Consider the following 19,486-nt stretch of genomic DNA (forward strand, 5'->3'; position numbering starts at 1 on the left):
AGGATAGTTGATCAGGGGTTCACATGCAGGGCACAAAAATTCGACTTTTAGCGGGCGGCTTGCTGATGATGGCCACTGCCGGCTATGTGCAGGCAGATGCGCTCCAGCCTGATCCGGCGTGGCAACAGGGCACGCTGGCAAATGGTTTACAGTGGCAAGTGTTAGCCACTCCCCAGCGCCCCAGCGACCGTATTGAGGTTCGCCTGCTGGTCAATACCGGTTCACTCACCGAAAGTACGCAACAGAGTGGTTTCAGCCATGCGATCCCGCGTATCGCGCTGACGCAAAGCGGTGGCCTCGATGCCACGCAAGCCCGTTCATTATGGCAGCAGGGCTTCGATCCAAAACGTCCCATGCCGCCTGTTATCGTTTCCTATGATTCCACGCTATATAACCTCAGTCTGCCTAACAGCCGTAACGATCTGCTGAAAGAGTCACTTTCTTACCTGGCGAATATTTCCGGCAATCTGAGCATCACCCCTGAAACGATCAACCATGCGCTGAGTAGCGAAGATATGGTGGCAACCTGGCCGTCAGATACCAAAGAGGGGTGGTGGCGTTACCGTCTGAAGGGATCAACCCTGCTGGGGCATGATCCAGCCGATCCGCTGAAAACGCCTGTCGATGCCACGAAAATCCAGTCCTTCTACCAGAAATGGTATACCCCGGACGCGATGACACTGATTATCGTGGGTAACGTAGATGCGCGCAGCGTGGCTGAACAAATCAATAAAACCTTTGGCGAACTGAAAGGTAAACGGGAAACCCCAGCGCCGGTACCGACGCTTTCGCCGCTGCGTGCAGAAGCCGTGAGCATTATGACCGATGCGGTACGCCAGGATCGCCTTTCCATCATGTGGGACACGCCGTGGCAGCCAATCCGTGAATCCGCCGCACTGTTACGCTACTGGCGCGCTGATTTAGCCCGTGAAGCGCTGTTCTGGCATATTCAGCAGGAACTGACCAAAAACAATGCCAAAGACATCGGCCTTGGATTTGATTGTCGGGTGCTGTTCCTGCGTGCCCAGTGCGCTATCAACGTGGAGTCGCCGAACGATAAGCTGAACGCGAACCTCGGTACGGTGGCGCGTGAGCTGGCGAAAGTGCGTGACAAGGGCCTGCCGGAAGAAGAGTTCAATGCGCTGGTGGCGCAAAAGAATCTGGAACTGCAGAAACTGTTTGCCACCTATGGCCGCACCGATACCGACATTTTGATCAGCCAGCGTTTGCGCTCGCTGCAAAATCAGGTGGTTGATATCGCGCCTGAACAGTATCAGCGTTTACGTCAGAGCTTCCTCAACAGTTTGAACGTGGAGATGCTGAATCAGGATCTGCGCCAGCAACTGTCGCAAGATATGGCGTTAATTCTGCTGCAGCCGAAGGGGGAGCCTGAATTCAATATGAAGGATCTGCAGGCGACGTGGGATAGCATTATGGCGCCCGTTACCGCAGCGGCAACGTCTGTTGAAACGGATGAGTCACATTCTGAAGTGACGGATATCCCGCCGGTACAGTAACCTGTAAGCCGGGCAAGCGAAGCGCTCCCGGCCTACAAGAACAACACGTTATTGCGGCATAGCGTCGCGTGGGATAATCGCCCCGCGATGCTGAATCACCGTGCTTGCCGTCAGGTGACCGCGTTTTGCGGCATCGGCGGCATCGCCACCGGTCAGACGTACCGCCAGATATCCAGCGCTGAAGGAATCTCCCGCAGCGGTGGTATCGATCACTTTCTCTTTCGGCAATTTAACGGCCGGGACGTCGATCAGCGCTTCGCCCTCGATAGAAACCAGGCAAGAGTCAGCGCCGCGCTTCACTACCACTTCCTGGACGCCAGCCGCGTGAGTACGGGCAATCACTTCGGCAACGGGTTTTTCACCCCAAAGCGCGTCTTCATCATCCAGCGTCAGGAACGCGATATTGGTGCATTCCAGCATCTGCTGATAAACCTGCTGCGTTTCTTCTTTGCTGCTCCACAGGCGTGGGCGGTAGTTATTGTCAAAAATAACTTTTCCACCGTTAGCGCGGCATTCACGCAGTAACGACAGCAGTTTGTCACGGCTGGCCGGGCTTAAAATCGCCAGGCTGATTCCGCTCAGATACAGATAGTCAAATGTCGCCAGCTCTTCGCAAATAGCGGCGGACTGTTCGCTCTCCAGCCAGAATTTTGCGGCAGCTTCATTACGCCAGTAGTAGAAGGTGCGCTCGCCGGTGCTGTCGGTCTCAATGTAGTAGAGTCCCGGCAGACGGTTTTCCATACGCTGGGTTAGGGAGGTATCAACATTTTCACCCTGCCAGGAGTCCAGCATTTGTTGGCTGAAACTGTCAGTACCCAGTGCAGTCACATAGTGTACGGAAAGTGCCGCCGCATCGACCTGGCGGGCGATATAAACGGATGTATTCAACGTGTCGCCACCGAATCCGCGCTGAACGTCAGCACCTTTCTGTGACAGCTCAATCATGCATTCGCCAATCACGGCAATCTTTCTGGACATAGTCGTAACCTGCTCTGAAAAAAATTAGCGTTAGTGTGCGCTGTGGGTGTTAAGTGGTCAACTATATTAAAACAACGTTCCATTATTTTTTTGAGCCAGCACGTGTTCTGTGCTGTTTTTTGCCGCTTAGTTTTTATTTTGCCTGCGGCTGAACGTAAAGTTCTGCGCCTGAGCGCCGATAACCTTTGACGAGTCCGGTCAGTCACACTCTTATTTACAGGACATCTTTGATGATAAAGCAGGTTACCCAGCAGCTCATTACGCCCGATGCGAGTATCGAAAGCTTGCAGGCGAGACGCTATTGGCTGCAGTGCGAGCGTGCTTACACCTATCAGCCGATTTACCAGACCGATGGACGGCTGATGGCCGTTGAACTGCTGACCGTCGTGAGCCATCCGGATAATCCTGCCCAACGTATTGCGCCAGATCGCTATTTTGCTGAAGTGGCCGTACGACACCGTATAGAGGTGGTGAAAGAGCAGCTTCTGCAGCTTAAGCTGAAAGGGGACTTTTTCAGAGCCAATAACCTGCTGGCTTCAGTGAATGTCGATGGCCCAACGCTGATTGCGATGCGCCAGGATCCTGAAATCCTGAAAATCATCGAATGCCTGCCATGGCTGCGCTTTGAACTGGTGGAGCATATCCGCCTGCCGAAGGGATCGTCTTTCGCCTCGATGTGCGAGTTTGGTCCCCTCTGGCTGGATGATTTTGGTACCGGAATGGCGAACTTCTCGGCCCTGAGCGAAGTGAGTTACGACTATATTAAAGTGGCGCGGGATCTGTTTGTCATGTTGCGCCAGACGCCGGAAGGCCGCAATCTCTTCACGCTGCTGTTACAGCTGATGAACCGCTATTGCCGTGGGGTGATTGTTGAAGGTGTTGAAACACTTGAAGAGTGGCGTGATGTGCAAAACTCACCGGCTTTCGCGGCGCAAGGCTATTTTCTTTCTCGTCCAGTACCTCTGGACACCCTCGAAGAGGTGATTCTGTCGCTTTGATTCGGATGTAACGTCCCTCATTTTGTCCTGCTGGACTATCTTTAGGACAGGCAAGGAAGGAAGTGAGGACGCTAACTATGACAAAAGCAGGCAAAATAACCGCATCAGTAATAGGGGTTTTCTTGTTGTTGATCGTCGTATTCATCATTGTGATTGCGACATTTGACTGGAACCGGCTCAAACCGACCATCAACCAGAAAGTCTCTACAGAACTCAACCGGCCTTTCGCCATACGGGGCGACCTGGGCGTGGTTTGGGAGCGCCAGAAGCAGGAAACTGGCTGGCGTAGCTGGGTTCCGTGGCCGCACGTTCATGCCGAGGATATTATCCTTGGCAACCCGCCGGATATTCCCGACGTCACTATGGTGCATCTTCCCCGCGTGGAAGCCACGCTCGCGCCACTGGCTTTATTGACAAAAACCGTCTGGCTACCGTGGGTCAAGCTGGTAAAGCCTGATGCGCGCCTTATCCGTCTGTCGGAGAAAAACAATAACTGGACCTTTACCCTCGCAGAAGATGAAAACCGCGATCCCAATGCGCCGCCATCCGCGTGGTCTTTCCGGCTGGATAATATTCTGTTCGATCAAGGACGCATCGCTATTAACGATAAGGTGACCAGGTCGGAGCTTGAGATCCTGGTCGATCCGCTGGGTAAACCATTGCCTTTTAGCGAAGTAACTGGCGCAAAAAATAAAGAGGGTAAGGCCCGCGTTGAGGACTACGTATTTGGTTTGCAGGCCAAAGGACGTTATAACGACGAACCGCTAAGCGGTAGCGGAAAAATAGGCGGGATGCTGGCGCTGAGGGGCGAAGGAACCCCTTTCCCGGTACAGGCTGATTTCCGTTCGGGCAATACGCGCGTAGCATTTACCGGTACGGTAAATGACCCGATGAATATGGGCGGCGTGGACCTGCGGCTTAAATTCTCGGGCGATTCACTAGGGGATTTGTATGATTTGACGGGGGTGCTGCTCCCGGATACGCCACCGTTTGAAACCGACGGGCGTCTGGTGGCGAAAATCGATCCGGAAAAATCCTCCGTTTTTGATTACCGCGATTTTAATGGCCGCATTGGCGACAGCGATATTCATGGAACGCTAACTTATACCACCGGTAAGCCGCGTCCGAAACTGGAAGGGGACGTCGAATCACGCCAACTGAGATTGGCAGATTTGGGACCGCTGATCGGTGTGGATTCGGGTAAAGGAGCGGAAAAGGCCAAACAATCTGAACAGCGCAAAGGTGAGAAGAGCGTCCAGCCTGCCGATAAAGTCTTACCGTATGACCGTTTCGAAACTGACAAATGGAATGTGATGGATGCTGACGTACGTTTCAAAGGTCGGCGCATTGAGCACGGCAGCAGCCTACCGATTAGCGACCTCTCCACCCATATCATCTTGAAAAATGCCGATCTGCGCCTGCAGCCGCTGAAATTTGGCCTGGCGGGAGGCAGCATTGTTTCCAGAATCCATCTGGAAGGGGATAAAAAGCCGATGCGCGGGCAGGCGGACATTCAGGCTCGCCGCCTGAAGCTAAAAGAGCTCATGCCGGATGTAGAACTGATGCAGAAAACGCTCGGTGAAATGAACGGTGACGCTAAATTTAGCGGCAGCGGAAACTCGGTAGCCGCGCTGCTGGGAAACAGCAATGGCAACCTGAAGCTGTTGATGAACGATGGCTTAATCAGCCGAAATCTAATGGAAATTGTAGGGTTAAATCTGGGTAACTATCTCGTAGGTCAGATATTTGGTGACGACGAGGTACGGGTGAACTGCGCGGCGGCGAATCTGGATATCGTTAACGGCGTGGCGCGTCCTCAGATCTTTGCTTTTGATACGGAAAATGCGGTGATCAATGTGACCGGGACCGCGAGTTTTGCGTCTGAGCAACTGGATTTAACCATCGATCCGGAGAGCAAAGGTATTCGTATTATTACGCTGCGTTCACCGCTGTATGTTCGCGGGACCTTCAAGAACCCGCAGGCAGGCGTAAAAGCCGGGCCATTGATTGCGCGTGGTGCGGTTGCTGCCGCATTAGCCACGTTAGTCACCCCAGCGGCGGCACTGTTGGCGCTGATTTCCCCTTCCGAAGGGGAAGCCAATCAGTGCCGGACGATACTGTCGCAAATGAAGAAGTGATGTCAGGCCGGATGCGGTGGTTACGCCGCATCCGGCAAAAGAATCACAATGACTGATGACGGGTCTCATGGGTTAACAGCAGTGCGATCAGCGTTAACGCCGCCATCGATGCCAGATACGTTCCTACCGCTGCCAGACCGTAATTCGCCTGCAACCATGCGGCAATGTAAGGGGCAACGGAAGCGCCAAGAATCGACGAAACGTTATACGAGAACGATGCGCCCGTGTAGCGAACTTCGGTTGGGAACAGCTCCGGCAGCAACGCGCCCATCGGACCAAATGTCAGTCCCATCAGGCTTAACCCCAGCAGCAGGAAAGCGAACACCAGCGCAGGATTGCCAGAACCGAGCAGCGGTTTAAAGGCAAACAGCGCAAACAGAATGATAAGCGTGGTGATGATGAGCATGCTTTTGCGGCGACCAAACGCGTCGGCCAGCAGGCCCGCTACCGGCACCATAACGCCAAAGCCAATTACCGCCATCATCAGCATCCACAACACGTCATTACGCGGCAGGCCAAGCCCTACTGGCGCTGCGGCTGTACTGAAGGTCATTGAATAGACGGTCATGATATAGAACAGCGTATAGGTCGCCAGCATGATGAATGTGCCGAGGATCGTTACGCGAACATGTTTTGTCAGCAAGGTACCCAGCGGGATTTTCACCTGCTTTTTCGCCGCAGCGACTTTGGCGAAGACTGGGGACTCATGTAACGAAACGCGAACGTACAGGCCGATGATCACCAGTACCGCAGAGAAGATGAACGGTACGCGCCAGCCCCAGCTCATAAACTGTTCATCGGTCAGCAGCCAGGAGAGCAGCAAAAAAGTGCCGTTGGCGAAGAAAAAGCCGATAGGCGCACCCAGTTGCGGGAATGACCCGTACAGTGCGCGTTTACGCGGCGGCGCGTTTTCCGTTGCCAGCAACGCCGCACCGCCCCACTCACCGCCCAGGCCTAAGCCCTGACCAAAACGCGCCAGCGCCAGCAGCAACGGGGCGAAAATGCCGATAGTTTCATAGCCCGGCAGCAGGCCAATGACAACCGTTGAAATCCCCATGGTAAGCAGTGAAGCAACCAGCGTGACTTTACGGCCTACGCGATCGCCGAAATGGCCAAACACCGCGGAGCCGATTGGCCGGGCCACAAAAGCAATAGCGAAGGTGGCGAGGGACTGCAGCGTAGCCGCGGTCGGATCTCCCTGCGGGAAGAAAATATGGGGAAACACGATCACTGCGGCGGTCGCGTAGATATAGAAGTCGAAGAACTCAATGGCGGTACCAATGAGTGAGGCGACGACGACTTTATTGCGCGAGTTGACCGGGGTGTGTTCCTGTTCGTTGTCGAGTGTTGTGGCTGTTGCTTGCATAATATTTTCTTATTTTTGGCCGAACGAAAGGCCATATTACGCACAGCAAAAGCGATATTTCAATCTGTAACAAATCCGGCAATTGGTCAAAAAAGGAGCAAAAAGGGAATAATATTTAGGCTGGAGATTTCACTTCCATGAAATGCTTCACATAATTTAAAACTTGGTTGATAAAACTGGTTTTTGGTTAAATAAAAGTTACAGGCTGGATTTATTCACTAAATCAGTGAGAGCAGGCGGCATTATAATTGCCGGATGGCGCTGCGCTTAACCGGCCTACAAAACTCACCCGTAGGCCGGATAAGACGCGTGCGTCGCCATCCGGCAATTAACAACTAATCCGGCGGTGGCTATTGCGTTTTCCCCGGCATTCGCGGGTCATCTTTGTATTCCGCTGTTGCAATCCAGGCGGCGCAAAACAGCGTCAGACGAGCGAAGAAGTAGAAGAACGCCATCAGTCCAAGCACAGAACCAAACGCCGCGCCTGACGGCGATTGCACCAGTGATGGTAGCGTGTACGTCATGATCATTTTGATGACTTCAAACCCCAGCGCCGCGATAAATGTGCCCCGAATAAGTGCTTTCTTTCGTGGCCGGTGACGCGGCAGTCGCCAGAAAATCCAGAAGAAAAGCAAATAGTTGGCGAAGATAGAGATGGTCAGGCCGATCAGGCGCCAGGCGGGCTTCAGCCATTCGATGCCGTCGAGATACAGTGCAGAGATAATCATCTGCTGCGCGGAACCGGCGATAGAGGTAATGGACAGCGTGACAATCAGCGCAATCAGCAAACCAATCAATGAAACAAAATCACGCAGGTATTTAACCCAAATTTTTTCCTGATCCTGCGGCGTACGCTCCCAGACATCTCGCGACTGGGCACGGATCGCTTCGCGCAGATTGCCCATCCAGTTAATCCCGGAATAAAGGGCGATTCCAAGCCCTACCAGACCCACGGTGGTTCGCTGCTGAACGGCGGTATTAATGGTGTTTTTCAGCGTGGAGGCGAGCGTCGGGTCGCTGACGTTAAGCAGAATTTTGCCGAAGATATCCTGTAATAGCGTAGGGTGCGAGGCGAGTATAAAACCGGCGGCGGCAAATGACACCATCAGGATAGGGATCATCGACAGGAACGAGAAGTAGGTGATGGCGGCGCCAAACTGGTTTCCCATGCGATCATTAAAACGCTCTGCGGCACGAATCATATGGGCGATGACGGGCTGACGTTGAATTTTATCGGCGAGGGTCAGGGCTGTTTGCAATGCCTGGTTGGTCGTACCGTTGGTTTCTGTTTTTTCACGCTCCTGGGTCTCAATTTTTGGGATCGGTGCGTGCTCAAGTTCCTGAATGGGGCGTTTTATCTCTTTTTCCTGCGTCATCAGGCCAGTATTCCTTGTTCTGTTCACTCTCAAGACAGTATAGCTTGTCAGTCCACATAATCTTTCATTACGCCGGTCAGCCATTCCATAAACAGATGAACCCGGCGGGAGAGGTTGCGGCGATGCGGATACAACAGAGAAACCGGCATCGGCGCGGCGCGATACTGTGGTAATACCTCGACCAGCGTACCGGCGCGCAGGGCGTCGCGCACGCCGACGCGTGGCACCTGAATAATGCCCAGGCCGGCAAGGCACGCGGCATGGTAGGTTTCCGTGCTGTTCACCGTCAGCATGCCGCCGGTTTTAACCCATTGGGTACCGTTGTCTGTCGCCACTTCGAAACCTTGCGCACGTGTTCCGAGGTTCACCGAGTAATGCACCACCGCATGCGAGGTTAAATCTTCCAGGCTTTCCGGGTAGCCAAAGCGGGCCAGATATTTTGGGTTGGCGCAGTTAATCTGCGTGAGTTTCCCCAGCGGACGGGCAATCAGCCCTGAATCTTTCAGCGTACCGACGCGTACCACGCAGTCGAAACCTTCCCGGATCAAGTCCACCAGCCGGTCGCTGCTGCTGAGTTCGAGTTCAAGTCCCGGATATTGATGCAAGAAGGCTGCCAGGCGGGGCATCACCAGATTTCTCGCGACGCCCACCGGCATATCCACGCGCAGCTTGCCGCTGATGCTGGCCGGATCGTGATGGAACAGTCCGTCCAGTTCATCCAGATTACTTAACAGATCTTTCGCGCGTTCATAATAGATCATGCCGTCTTGTGTGAGCTGGACGCGTCGGGTGGTGCGGTGCAACAGCTGCGTGCCCAGATGATTTTCCAGGGCCTGGATTTGTCGCGATACGCTACCTTTAGGTAGTCCAAGGGTGTCCGCCGCACGCGTAAAACTCTCCAGTTCTGCGACGCGGATGAACAACTGCATTGCGTGAATTTTATCCATCCTCATGCCCTATTGTTGTTCTGTATGAAACAGTAATGCGCAGTTAGCGGTATTTATTGTTTTTTTACCACCTAATAAGCTTTGTCTCAATCTTCACTACACAAGAAATGAGGTTTCTTATGACGCAACGTATCGCATTAGTGACCGGCGGCGGTCGTGGACTCGGTAAAAACGCGGCGCTTAAGCTGGCGGGCAAAGGAATTGGTATCATCCTGACGTGGAACAGCAATGAAAAAGAAGCGCAGCAGGTTGTGGATGAAATTCGCCAATCTGGCGGTAAAGCTGCGGCATTGCCGTTGAATGTCGGGGATATTTCAACATTCCCTCAGTTTATAAAACAGGTGCAGGAAACCTTACAGGCCCAGTGGCAAAGCGACACCTTTGATTATTTATTGAACAACGCCGGAATCGGTATTAATGCGCCATATCCGGCGTTCACCGAAGCGCAATTTGATCAGCTTTTGAATATCCACTTTAAAGGTCCATTCTTCCTGACGCAGAACCTTTTACCGCTGATGAATACAGGCGGCAGGATCCTGAATGTTTCAACCGGACTCGCGCGCTTTGCGCTGCCGGGTTACAGCGCATACGCGGCCATGAAAGGGGCGATGGAAGTGTTAACCCGTTATCAGGCAAAAGAGCTGGGGGAGCGCGGAATTACGGCCAATATTATTGCCCCCGGGGCGATAGAAACGGATTTTAGCGGCGGAAATGTGCGGGATAACGCGCAACTGAATGCGTACATTGCATCGCAAACGGCGTTGGGGCGCGTTGGTTTGCCGGATGATATCGGTGATGCGATTGCCGCGTTGCTCAGTGATGAGCTGGCCTGGATGACGGCACAGCGTATTGAGGTTTCCGGCGGAATGTTCCTGTAACCCAACCATAGTGTCTTATTCAGCCAGATATTGGCTGAATAAGCATTTAATGCGATGTTTTATTTTGTAACATATTTGGCGGATAGTTTGGATTCCTTATTTTTCGCCAAAAATATAGACTGCGTTTAATTAATATTAAATTGATGGATGTAAGCGTCAAAATATAAGAATTTACTTAATGTGCGCCGCTATTTTTGTTCCTTTGTGTGATTCTGTTGGTTGAGCTGTAACTAATCATAATTTCTGCTTTTTTCTTCTCCGACTATCGGTAGAATGGCCCCCGCCAAATGGTGACTTCTTATTTTACCCTATGGGTAATACCCTTCCGCGCGCTAAGGCTAATATCTTATTCAGACGGAGATAAATAATGCAGTTAATAATGTTTGACAGGCAGTCAATATTTATTCATGGAATGAATGTAAGTTTACAGCAACGTATTCCAGGAGTGAATGTTCAGGGTGTCAGTCAGGCAGATGATCTGTGGCAGAAACTGGCAGACAACCCTGATGCACTGGTAATGCTGGATGGCGATCTTGATGCTGAGTTCTGCCGCAGCTTGCTACAACAGATCGCCCAGCGCTATTCGGCGGTAAAAGTGCTGGTAACAGCAACGGATTGCCGTAAAAGATGGCTACAGGAGGTCACGCAATTAAACGTGCTGGCCATTGTTCCACGTGACTCTGACGCGGAAACCTTCACACTGGCGCTCAATAGTGTCGCGATGGGCATGATGTTTATCCCCAGAGACTGTATTACAGCGACTGAAAGTAGCAGCCAAAATATTAGATCGCTCAGTGCGCGTCAGCGAGAAATTCTGACTATGCTGGCTGCGGGCGAATCGAATAAACAAATTGGTCGACTGTTAAATATCAGTACCGGAACGGTAAAAGCCCATCTTGAGTCGCTTTACCAGCGTCTGGAAGTAAAAAACCGTACGCAGGCGGCAATGATGTTAAACGACGCCATTTAATGGCCGCAAATTTCACAGTCAGAACACTTCTGGCTGTGAAATAGCCACAGGCCAAATTTCTGTAGTGCTAAATCGAGTTATTCCCACGCTGAATATCCACGCAATTAACGTCTCTTGTTGAAATCGATCTTTTATTAGCGGTTTTTTCTCATGTATGAACGCCTCACAGAGATGCAGATCGGCGAGCAGAAGTGATTCTGCCTGCATTAGCGTAATGGGGGTATCAAAGGTTTCGTCTGCGGCAATTTCATGCCCGTAACCTATCACCCAAACTCCTTTTTTATCCTGATACTTTTCCAGCGACAGGCCTTGCCATTGCTTAATAAATGCGACACAGGCGGGTGTGAAATGCGTCGAATGGAGCGGCATAATACTCTCTGGGCAAAGAGATTTATTTTAAGAAATCCACTCCGTTACGCCAGTTGCCATGTAGCCAGTTTTTACAGCAAAACGTCTTATGGCGTGGGCGGCTGATATTCACGTTTTAACAGGCCGAAAATCCAGTCATCGCGCCAGGTTTGATGCAGCCTACCTTCGTGAAGGTATTCGTTCACCCTCAGTGGACGACAGATCGGGCGCGATGTTTCCAGTACAGGCGCGGGCATACCTCCTGAATAATTTTCAATGATTGTGCGGAAGTCACTGTAAAACAGATTTATTTGTTATATGAATGTATTTTAGTCTACGTCGATACATATCTGCTTTTATAAAAAATAACGACATACCATTGTGAGGCCGCACGTTTTGGGTCCTTTTAGGGAAGATGATGACCAATAGCGCGTTACAAGCGACATGTACCCCCTTTGAACGTTGTCTGGCTATCATTCGTCAGGCATCGGTAGAAATATTGCTGCTGTTAGGCGTGCATGTAGCAGAAGGCAAAGAGCCGCGATGGTTCCTCGAGCAGCTTGACCAGGCCAGGCTGAATCTGGGCGGTTGGGGAGCTGTCGCCAGAAGGTTGCAGATGAATGACGCACAGTTGAGTCAGTTCACTCTGCGGCTGCGTCATCTGCAGCAGAGCGTGCCGCAGTATGAAAATGGCCAGGACGTCAGTGAAAACCAGCTGATTTCTGCGCTGCGCTTCGTGGCCTCTCTGGAACAGTTGCGCCAGCAACAGCCCATCCTGAAGTATCAAACCGAAATTGAACGTGTGGAGCCGGATGCGCAGGTCCACGCGCAGCGTCAGCTTCGTGCAATAGAGTTAACGCTCAAATCGCTTATCGCACGAGTATGGCCGGATCAACATCCGCTCAACAGCTTCCTGAAACAGCACTTCGGGGGTGAACGCCTGCGTCGCTGGTTAAAGCTGGGTGAAAGTCGGGATGCGCTGGACGGCATGATGTTCAGCGAGCTGGCGCTGATGGTCGTGGATAAGAAATTGTTTGTACGCCACTTTACCCAGATTTTTAACGACACCTCGGTGCTGACGCTGTTTGTCGAGCCCCGTCTTACGTTGCGTATGTTCCTCGATGATTGTCGGCTGGCCCGTAACGGCGTTATTGCACAGCAGCCGCTGACCTCGGTACAACTGATGCTGCTGGAGTGTCAGTACCGACAGATTACTCACCCTGTACAACGGGCATTTGCAGAACGGCGCACTCGTGTTAATCCCGCGTCGTATCTGGAGTCTGATGAGTCGACTGTCCGTCAGTTCTGGGAAATGGCCAAGCAAAAGGATGAGCAGGCGGGGGGCGATAAACAGGAAATCGCAGACAGTATTGATCCGCCGGAGAAGCGGGCAAAGCGCACCGCGGAGGAGCGTGAACAGCTGATTTCCGGCATGTTGTGGGTCGCGGTCGGCGTGATGGTGCTGGTAATTTCGCTGGGTGCGTTCTGGTTATTCACTTCGCCAGCGCCACAGACGTCATCCGGACAAGCCGTTGAAATCGTGCAGGAGGAGCCACGGCGTGATGCACCTTCCGCACGGGAATCTGTGACCCGAATGGGTATCACCTGGGATGCTTTTAACATGCGCGCGGCTATCGATCGCAACGATACTCGCGTGACGTCGCTGTTCCTGCAGGGTGGGATGGACTGGAAGCTGGCGTGGACGGAACAAGCATTCGCTGCGGGCAATACCGAGGTGTTGCGACTGCTGCTGCGTTATCCTTCGCAGATGAACGAGAGCAAACCTTGCAGACAGTTTATGAGTACGCTCAGTCATGCCATGTCGAATGGGGCGTCACTCACTTCCTTACACAAAAGCTACCTGCAAAGTTTTTGTTCGGTTCCGGCGGTTGTCGCGCGTCAGCAGTATGATCTGGAACAGGCTCAGCGGCGCGCTCGGGCAGAACCCAGCCCGGAGAATAAGAAGTGGCAAAAAATTCATACTGAGCTCTACGATGCGATTAACTAACGGCCTGAGGAGTCAGGCCGCCAGCGGCTAAGGTTCGCCATACAGCCCGATGAGTCGGCGCACCACACCGTTTGTCCAGCCAAAGCCGTCCTGCAACGGATATTCTCCGCCGCCGCCTTCGCGCGGCATGCCGTCGGCAATATGGTATTTTTCGATAAGCTTGTGGTGTTCCTGGTAAAAGAGATTCACCGTTTTCAACCAGTTACGGGCAATTTCATCGCCGAGATGGTCGTCGCCATACAATTTGAATCCCTGGATGGCCATCCATTGCAGCGGCGCCCAGCCGTTGGGTTTATCCCACTGCTCACCGGTTTCATGTTCTGTGGCTAAAATGCCCCCCGGCGTTAGCAGGCGGCTGCGTACCGCATTGGCGAGCCGGTCGGCTTGTTCATGCGTTGCCATGCCGACATACAGCGGTACGATACTGGCGGCAGAGAAGAGGGCCATTTGTTCACGTCGCCAGTCATAATCGCGATAGCAGCCGTTTTCATCATCCCATAAGTAGCGATTCACCGCATCGCGGCGGTCATTGGCTTTCTGGCGAAACAGCGCTTCAGCTTCTTTGTCGCCTTTCAGCGCCGAAATATTGGCGATGGTGCTCTCCAGCTTGTAGAGGAACGCGTTCAGGTCAATGGGGATAAATTGTGTCGTGCGTATGCTGGCAAGTCGACCTGCATCGCGTAGCCAGCGCGAGGAGTAATCCCATCCCGAGGCCGCGCCTGCACGCAAATCGCGATACACCTCATTGGGCGGTCGACCTGAATGCTTGGCGGTCTCGACGTCTTCAAGCCATGACTCATCGCGCGGCGTATCACGATCGTCCCAATAGCGGTTGAGCAAGGATCCGTCCGACATTCTGATCACATGGCGGTAGGCCTGGTTGAGCGCCAGCGAATCAGCGCCATCCATCCAGAACGCGTACTCCATTTTTAGATGATCAAGATAACGGCGCGCGCCACGCACGCCATCCTCTTCAAACAGTTCCACCATCAGCGCAAAGACCGGCGGCTGCGAGCGGCTCAGGTAGTACGTTCGATTACCATTTGGGATGTGACCATAGTTTTCAATCATCCAGGCAAAGTTATCCGCCATACATTTCAGCAGATCTTCGCGCCCGCTCTCCGCCAGACCCAGCATGGTGAAATAGGAATCCCAGTAGTAGGTTTCGCTAAAACGTCCGCCAGGCACAATATATGACTGCGGTAGCGCCAGCAGCGAGGACCAGGGAATGTGGTCCTGCGGTTCGCGCGTCAACACTGGCCACAATTGATCGATATGCTCTTTCAGCGAATTTGCCGGGTCAGAAACGTATTCACTGGAGGGCGTTTCCGGGAGCCAGAAATGGTTCTCAACAAAGCGCTTCAGGTCAAAGTCGCGGTGGCGTTTGACCTTGCGATAACGGATCAAAATATCCAGCGGATCCATTTTGGGCGCACAGTCGGGGAAGGTTTTGCTATCGGCAAACAGTTTCGATGACTGGACGTGTTCGAACAGCTCAAGGTAACGATCGGCCGGAGTTAACGCATCTGAGGCGGGCAGCCCTTCAATCATCTCTGGCTCAGGTTCTGCCTCAATCATTTCATCCAGCTTTAACTCGCACGGATCCATTTCATAAAGCAGATCGATGTCGATCGTCAGTTCTTCAGAAGGGGCGTGGGGTAGTTTCTGGTTGAGCATAATGAGAAAGACCTCCGATGGACGTGGAAATAGTAAGGCTGTTGCCCGGTCGTCAGTTAAGCGTAGACATTCGCTTCGGTATTGGCTGAGTAAAGCGTGCGGTCGATCACGTTTTAGTGTCGAGCATTATTTTAAAAATTAAACTATCCCAATGATAATAATGAATAATTCAGAATCGTGCGCGACCTGAAGATATTCCATTTTCAGAACATTCGATTGCAACGAGGTGTGAACGAAACCTGCTAATGCCTTAACGCTATAATAGGCACAGGCTATTCTATTGATAGTTCTCCTCCATGTAATTGCTTGATACTTATCAAAATAGTAATCCCCTCATTTCCTATGATGGTCAAGTCTGACAAAGACTGTGCATTAATTATTCTAATTTTTCTGGGTCACAATAACTCACAACGGTGAGGGTAAAATAATGAAAATCATTACCCGTCTTACCGCGATTGCCATAGCTGGCATCGTGATTTGTTATTTTGGATTATCCGGTTATGTGTGGTATCACGATAATCAACGGAGCAAACAGGCTGATGTTCAGGCCTCTTCGCTGGAAGCAAATAATAAAGTTTTAGGGTTCTTACGCGAAAAAGGATGCGATTATTGTCACACTCCTTCGGCTGAATTACCTTTCTATTCTTCTTTTCCTGTCGCTAAGCAGTTGATGAATTACGACATTCAACTGGGATACAAATCCTTCAATCTTGAGGCCGTTCGTGCGGCGCTGGTCGCGGATAAACCCGTTTCACAAAGCGACCTGAATAAAATTGAATGGGTGATGCAGTACGACACCATGCCGCCGACGCGTTATACCGCGCTGCACTGGGCCGGTAAGGTGAGCGATGTGGAGCGCGAAGAAATTCTGGGCTGGATAGCCAAACAGCGTGAACAGTATTACGCCAGTAACGATACCGCCACGCAGCATCGTAATGAACCGGTACAGCCAATACCAGAAAGCATCCCGACCGATGCCCGCAAGGTGGCGCTTGGCTTTACGCTTTATCACGACCCGCGTATTTCCGGCGACAGCACGATCTCTTGCGCGCACTGTCATGCCCTGAATGCGGGTGGTGTGGATGGCCGGAAAACGTCAATTGGCGTAGGCGGAGCGGTCGGGCCGATCAACGCGCCAACGGTGTTTAACTCAGTTTTCAACGTGGAACAGTTCTGGGATGGCCGTGCGCCGACATTGCAGGCGCAGGCAGGTGGCCCGCCGTTGAACCCAATTGAAATGGCATCAAAATCCTGGGATGAAATTATCCAGAAGCTGGATAAAGATCCGCTATTGAAGCAAGAATTTATCGCGGTTTATCCACAGGGATTCAGCGGAGATAATATTACCGATGCGATTGCGGAGTTTGAGAAAACGCTGATTACGCCAAATTCGCCGTTTGATAAATGGCTACGTGGTGACGAAGCGGCGTTAACGGCCCAGCAAAAACATGGCTATCAGTTGTTTAAAGATAATAAGTGCGCGACCTGTCATGGCGGTATTATTTTAGGCGGACGCTCATTTGAGCCATTAGGTTTGAAAAAGGACTTTAATTTCGGCGAAGTCACTGCCGCAGATATTGGCCGGATGAACGTGACCAATGAACTACGTGACAAGCTACGTCAGAAAGTCCCTGGATTACGTAACGTTGCGCTGACTGCGCCTTATTTCCATCGTGGGGATGTGCCTACGCTTGATGGTGCGGTCAAACTGATGCTGCGTTATCAGGTGGGTAAAGAACTGCCGCAGGAAGATATCGACGATATTGTGGCGTTCCTCGAAAGTCTGAACGGGGTGTATACGCCGTATATGCAGGGTAAATAATTATTGCCCCTATCCAGCCTGGCGCGTTTTGCGGGCTGGATAATTCACCTTTACCCGGCTTACAGTTATCTCTGCTCATCCACGAATATTTCCCACAATTCTTCTACCGCTCTGGACATTCTGCCTGCAGGCCGAAACAGTCGGATATCAATGGGTACCCATAACCCGCTCTTCTGTGGCGCCGCCGCAGCGATCGTCCCGGCCTGAACGTCCGGAGCCGCCAGACTTTCCGGCAGCCAGGCAATGCCGTCCCCGGCTTTGACCATCGCCAGCAGCGTGGCGGCCAGATCGGCGGTGAAGGCGATGTCCATACCGCGTCGGGCATGATTCACCGATGACGTGTTCGAGAGGATCCTCCCCAGACCGGATTCTGCAGAGAAGGAGAGAAACGGAAATTTTTTGCCCCCCGTAGCCTGCCAGAGCGGCTGATGAGAACTGGGATCGCTTTTGGAGTAGGGTAATAACATTTCTCGACCAAGACGGACGCTAAGATATTTCGTCTGATCAAGGTTGATGTGCATGTGAGGGTGGTAATAACACAGCAGAAACTGTGCATCCCCTTTTTCAATCATCCGTTCACAGGCGCTGAGCGTGTCTGACAGCAGACGAAATGAGCCGAAACGGGCGATTTTTTCGTTATTACGCATCAGCGCCGGAAAAAATGAGAACGAAAGGGAATGCGTTGCGGAGAAAATAACATCTGGTCGGGTATTTCCCGCCGCTTCGATAGTTTCATTTCTCAGGGTGTATAGCGCCCGGATCAGTTCGGGCACCTGAGCGACGAAAACCTCCCCCGCACGGGTCAGGCTGACGCCACGGCGGTTACGCTCAAAAATCGGCGTTCCAAGCCACTCTTCCAGCGAGACAATGCGCCGACTGAATGCGGGCTGCGTCACATATCGGGAAGCGGCTGCACGGGAGAAATTGAGTGACTGCGCCAGCGCAACGCAGTCTTCAAGCCAGGTGAGTTCCAGGTGATGCCGATTTTGCATTACAGCCAGCCTCTTTGGCATTAGATCAGTAAATGAGCACTGCTTAAGATGGAGAAATACAGGGCAATGACGTCCTTAAACGCTGCCTGAGTGCATTATGCCAATAATAAACCGGCATGAGTTATCACTTTTTACAGGCGCGTAAGTGCGAGCATCACTGACTAACAATCCGCCGGAGAAAACATGCGTATCCTTGATGTTGTAGAAATAACCAAACCCATCGCTTCCCCTATTCGTAACGCCTATATCGATTTCAGCAAGATGACAACCAGCCTGGTAGCCGTTGTGACTGATGTTGAAATAGAGGGGCGCCGCGTCGTGGGATACGGGTTTAACTCTAATGGCCGTTACGGCCAGGGGGGATTGATCCGCGAACGCTTCCGTAACCGCATTCTGGACGCTGACCCGGAAAGTCTGCTGAATGCCGCAGGCGATAATCTGGATCCGCATAAAATCTGGGACGTCATGATGAGTAATGAGAAGCCGGGGGGCCATGGTGAGCGCTCGGTGGCTGTCGGTACGCTGGATATGGCTATCTGGGATGCTGTTGCCAAAATTGCCAACAAGCCGTTGTTCCGTCTGCTGGCTGAGATGAAGGGTGTTGAGGCGAATCCACGCGTCTTTGTTTACGCGGCGGGGGGGTACTATTATCCGGGTAAAGACCTGAACGCGCTGCGTCAGGAAATGCGAGGCTACCTGAACCGCGGCTACAACGTGGTTAAAATGAAAATCGGCGGTGCATCGTTGGAAGAAGACCGTCGCCGTATCGAAGCGGTATTGACTGAAATTGGCGACGAAGCGCGTCTTGCCGTTGATGCCAATGGCCGCTTTGATCTGGAAACCGGTATTGCCTACGCCAAAATGCTACGGGATTATCCATTGTTCTGGTACGAAGAAGCTGGCGACCCGTTGGATTTTTCTCTCCAGGCCGCGCTGTCAGAATTTTACCCAGGCTCGATGGCGACCGGTGAAAACCTCTTTTCTCATCAGGATGCGCGCAACCTGCTGCGCTATGGCGGCATGCGCCCGGATCGCGACTACCTGCAATTTGACTGTGCGCTTTCCTACGGTCTGGTCGAATATCTGCGTACCCTGGACGTACTGGCGCAGTTTGGCTGGTCCCCATCACGTTGCATACCGCATGGCGGTCACCAGATGTCGCTGAACATTGCGGCGGGTCTTGGCCTCGGTGGGAATGAAAGTTATCCGGATCTGTTCCAGCCGTACGGCGGTTTTCCGGATTCAGTGAAGGTTGAAGACGGTCATATTGTCATGCCAGAACTGCCTGGCATCGGTTTTGAAGGTAAATCTGACCTGATAAAAGAGATGCGTGCGTTGGCCGAATAGCGCTGGCGGCGGTGAGATAACGCCCCTTTGGTTGCCGGAGGGGCGCGTGTTAAGTGAAGAGCGTCTACACGTGGGCAATTAGCGCATGGTACTGTGATTGTCTGTCCATTTTTAATTAACATGG

The 19,486-nt window shown here is 52.3% G+C and carries 15 protein-coding genes; 8 read left to right on the top strand and 7 right to left on the bottom strand.

All coding sequences use genetic code 11. The annotated features are described in order from the left end of the window. Window positions 1-23: 23 nt before the first annotated feature. Window positions 24-1,517, top strand: coding sequence for a M16 family metallopeptidase (locus ACVXHP_RS13255; RefSeq protein WP_200008790.1), 1,494 nt, complete (start codon window positions 24-26; stop codon window positions 1,515-1,517). Window positions 1,518-1,565: 48 nt separating this feature from the next. Here the strand turns inward: ACVXHP_RS13255 and ACVXHP_RS13260 are convergent, their stop codons facing one another. Continuing rightward, entirely contained in the window at window positions 1,566-2,495 is a 930-nt protein-coding gene (locus ACVXHP_RS13260) for a 2-dehydro-3-deoxygluconokinase (RefSeq protein ID WP_304702671.1), read from the bottom strand. A 230-nt stretch (window positions 2,496-2,725) separates the two neighbouring features. Here ACVXHP_RS13260 and pdeH point away from each other — a divergent pair, with 230 nt between their 5' ends. Then, window positions 2,726-3,493 (top strand): cyclic-guanylate-specific phosphodiesterase, encoded by a 768-nt coding sequence (pdeH, locus tag ACVXHP_RS13265; RefSeq protein ID WP_304702672.1) that lies wholly within the window; start codon window positions 2,726-2,728, stop codon window positions 3,491-3,493. A 77-nt stretch (window positions 3,494-3,570) separates the two neighbouring features. Beyond that, on the top strand, window positions 3,571-5,631 hold the full coding sequence (locus ACVXHP_RS13270; RefSeq protein ID WP_447571616.1) for an AsmA family protein: 2,061 nt from the start codon (window positions 3,571-3,573) through the stop codon (window positions 5,629-5,631). A 43-nt stretch (window positions 5,632-5,674) separates the two neighbouring features. Here the strand turns inward: ACVXHP_RS13270 and ACVXHP_RS13275 are convergent, their stop codons facing one another. The 3 genes from ACVXHP_RS13275 to ACVXHP_RS13285 all read right to left on the bottom strand — a co-directional run bounded on the left by ACVXHP_RS13275 (window position 5,675) and on the right by ACVXHP_RS13285 (window position 9,320). Next, a complete protein-coding gene (locus tag ACVXHP_RS13275; protein ID WP_200008786.1) occupies window positions 5,675-6,997 on the bottom strand; it encodes an MFS transporter in 1,323 nt (440 codons plus the stop codon). Between the two features lie 350 nt (window positions 6,998-7,347). Then, window positions 7,348-8,373, bottom strand: a complete 1,026-nt coding sequence (gene yhjD / locus ACVXHP_RS13280; RefSeq protein ID WP_042311750.1) for an inner membrane protein YhjD — start codon at window positions 8,371-8,373, stop codon at window positions 7,348-7,350. A 47-nt stretch (window positions 8,374-8,420) separates the two neighbouring features. Then, window positions 8,421-9,320: a LysR family transcriptional regulator gene (locus ACVXHP_RS13285; RefSeq protein ID WP_316129334.1), complete on the bottom strand. Its 900-nt coding sequence runs from the start codon at window positions 9,318-9,320 to the stop codon at window positions 8,421-8,423. Between the two features lie 119 nt (window positions 9,321-9,439). On the opposite strand from ACVXHP_RS13285, the gene ACVXHP_RS13290 reads away from it, so the two are divergent. Further along, on the top strand, window positions 9,440-10,198 hold the full coding sequence (locus ACVXHP_RS13290) for an SDR family NAD(P)-dependent oxidoreductase (RefSeq protein ID WP_304702675.1): 759 nt from the start codon (window positions 9,440-9,442) through the stop codon (window positions 10,196-10,198). A 367-nt stretch (window positions 10,199-10,565) separates the two neighbouring features. Beyond that, a complete protein-coding gene (locus ACVXHP_RS13295) occupies window positions 10,566-11,168 on the top strand; it encodes a helix-turn-helix transcriptional regulator (protein WP_200008782.1) in 603 nt (200 codons plus the stop codon). An 18-nt stretch (window positions 11,169-11,186) separates the two neighbouring features. On the opposite strand, the gene ACVXHP_RS13300 is transcribed toward ACVXHP_RS13295, so the two are convergent. Then, complete coding sequence (locus ACVXHP_RS13300) at window positions 11,187-11,537, bottom strand: glycoside hydrolase family protein (protein WP_200008781.1); 351 nt, start codon at window positions 11,535-11,537, stop codon at window positions 11,187-11,189. Between the two features lie 397 nt (window positions 11,538-11,934). On the opposite strand from ACVXHP_RS13300, the gene ACVXHP_RS13305 reads away from it, so the two are divergent. Further along, window positions 11,935-13,524 carry an STY4199 family HEPN domain-containing protein gene (locus ACVXHP_RS13305; protein ID WP_447571626.1) on the top strand — a complete coding sequence of 530 codons (1,590 nt, stop codon included), beginning with the start codon at window positions 11,935-11,937 and terminating at the stop codon, window positions 13,522-13,524. Window positions 13,525-13,551: 27 nt separating this feature from the next. Here the strand turns inward: ACVXHP_RS13305 and ACVXHP_RS13310 are convergent, their stop codons facing one another. Next, complete coding sequence (locus tag ACVXHP_RS13310; protein ID WP_200008780.1) at window positions 13,552-15,201, bottom strand: alpha,alpha-trehalase; 1,650 nt, start codon at window positions 15,199-15,201, stop codon at window positions 13,552-13,554. A gap of 427 nt (window positions 15,202-15,628) precedes the next feature. Here ACVXHP_RS13310 and ACVXHP_RS13315 point away from each other — a divergent pair, with 427 nt between their 5' ends. Further along, window positions 15,629-17,023 (top strand): cytochrome-c peroxidase, encoded by a 1,395-nt coding sequence (locus ACVXHP_RS13315; RefSeq protein ID WP_447571617.1) that lies wholly within the window; start codon window positions 15,629-15,631, stop codon window positions 17,021-17,023. A 65-nt stretch (window positions 17,024-17,088) separates the two neighbouring features. Here the strand turns inward: ACVXHP_RS13315 and ACVXHP_RS13320 are convergent, their stop codons facing one another. After that, window positions 17,089-18,015, bottom strand: a complete 927-nt coding sequence (locus ACVXHP_RS13320) for a LysR family transcriptional regulator (protein ID WP_447571618.1) — start codon at window positions 18,013-18,015, stop codon at window positions 17,089-17,091. Between the two features lie 183 nt (window positions 18,016-18,198). Between ACVXHP_RS13320 and ACVXHP_RS13325 the strand changes: the two genes are divergently transcribed. Then, complete coding sequence (locus ACVXHP_RS13325) at window positions 18,199-19,362, top strand: mandelate racemase/muconate lactonizing enzyme family protein (RefSeq protein WP_447571619.1); 1,164 nt, start codon at window positions 18,199-18,201, stop codon at window positions 19,360-19,362. Window positions 19,363-19,486: the final 124 nt, after the last annotated feature.

It is taken from the genome of Citrobacter freundii complex sp. 2025EL-00176 (genome assembly GCF_053309355.1).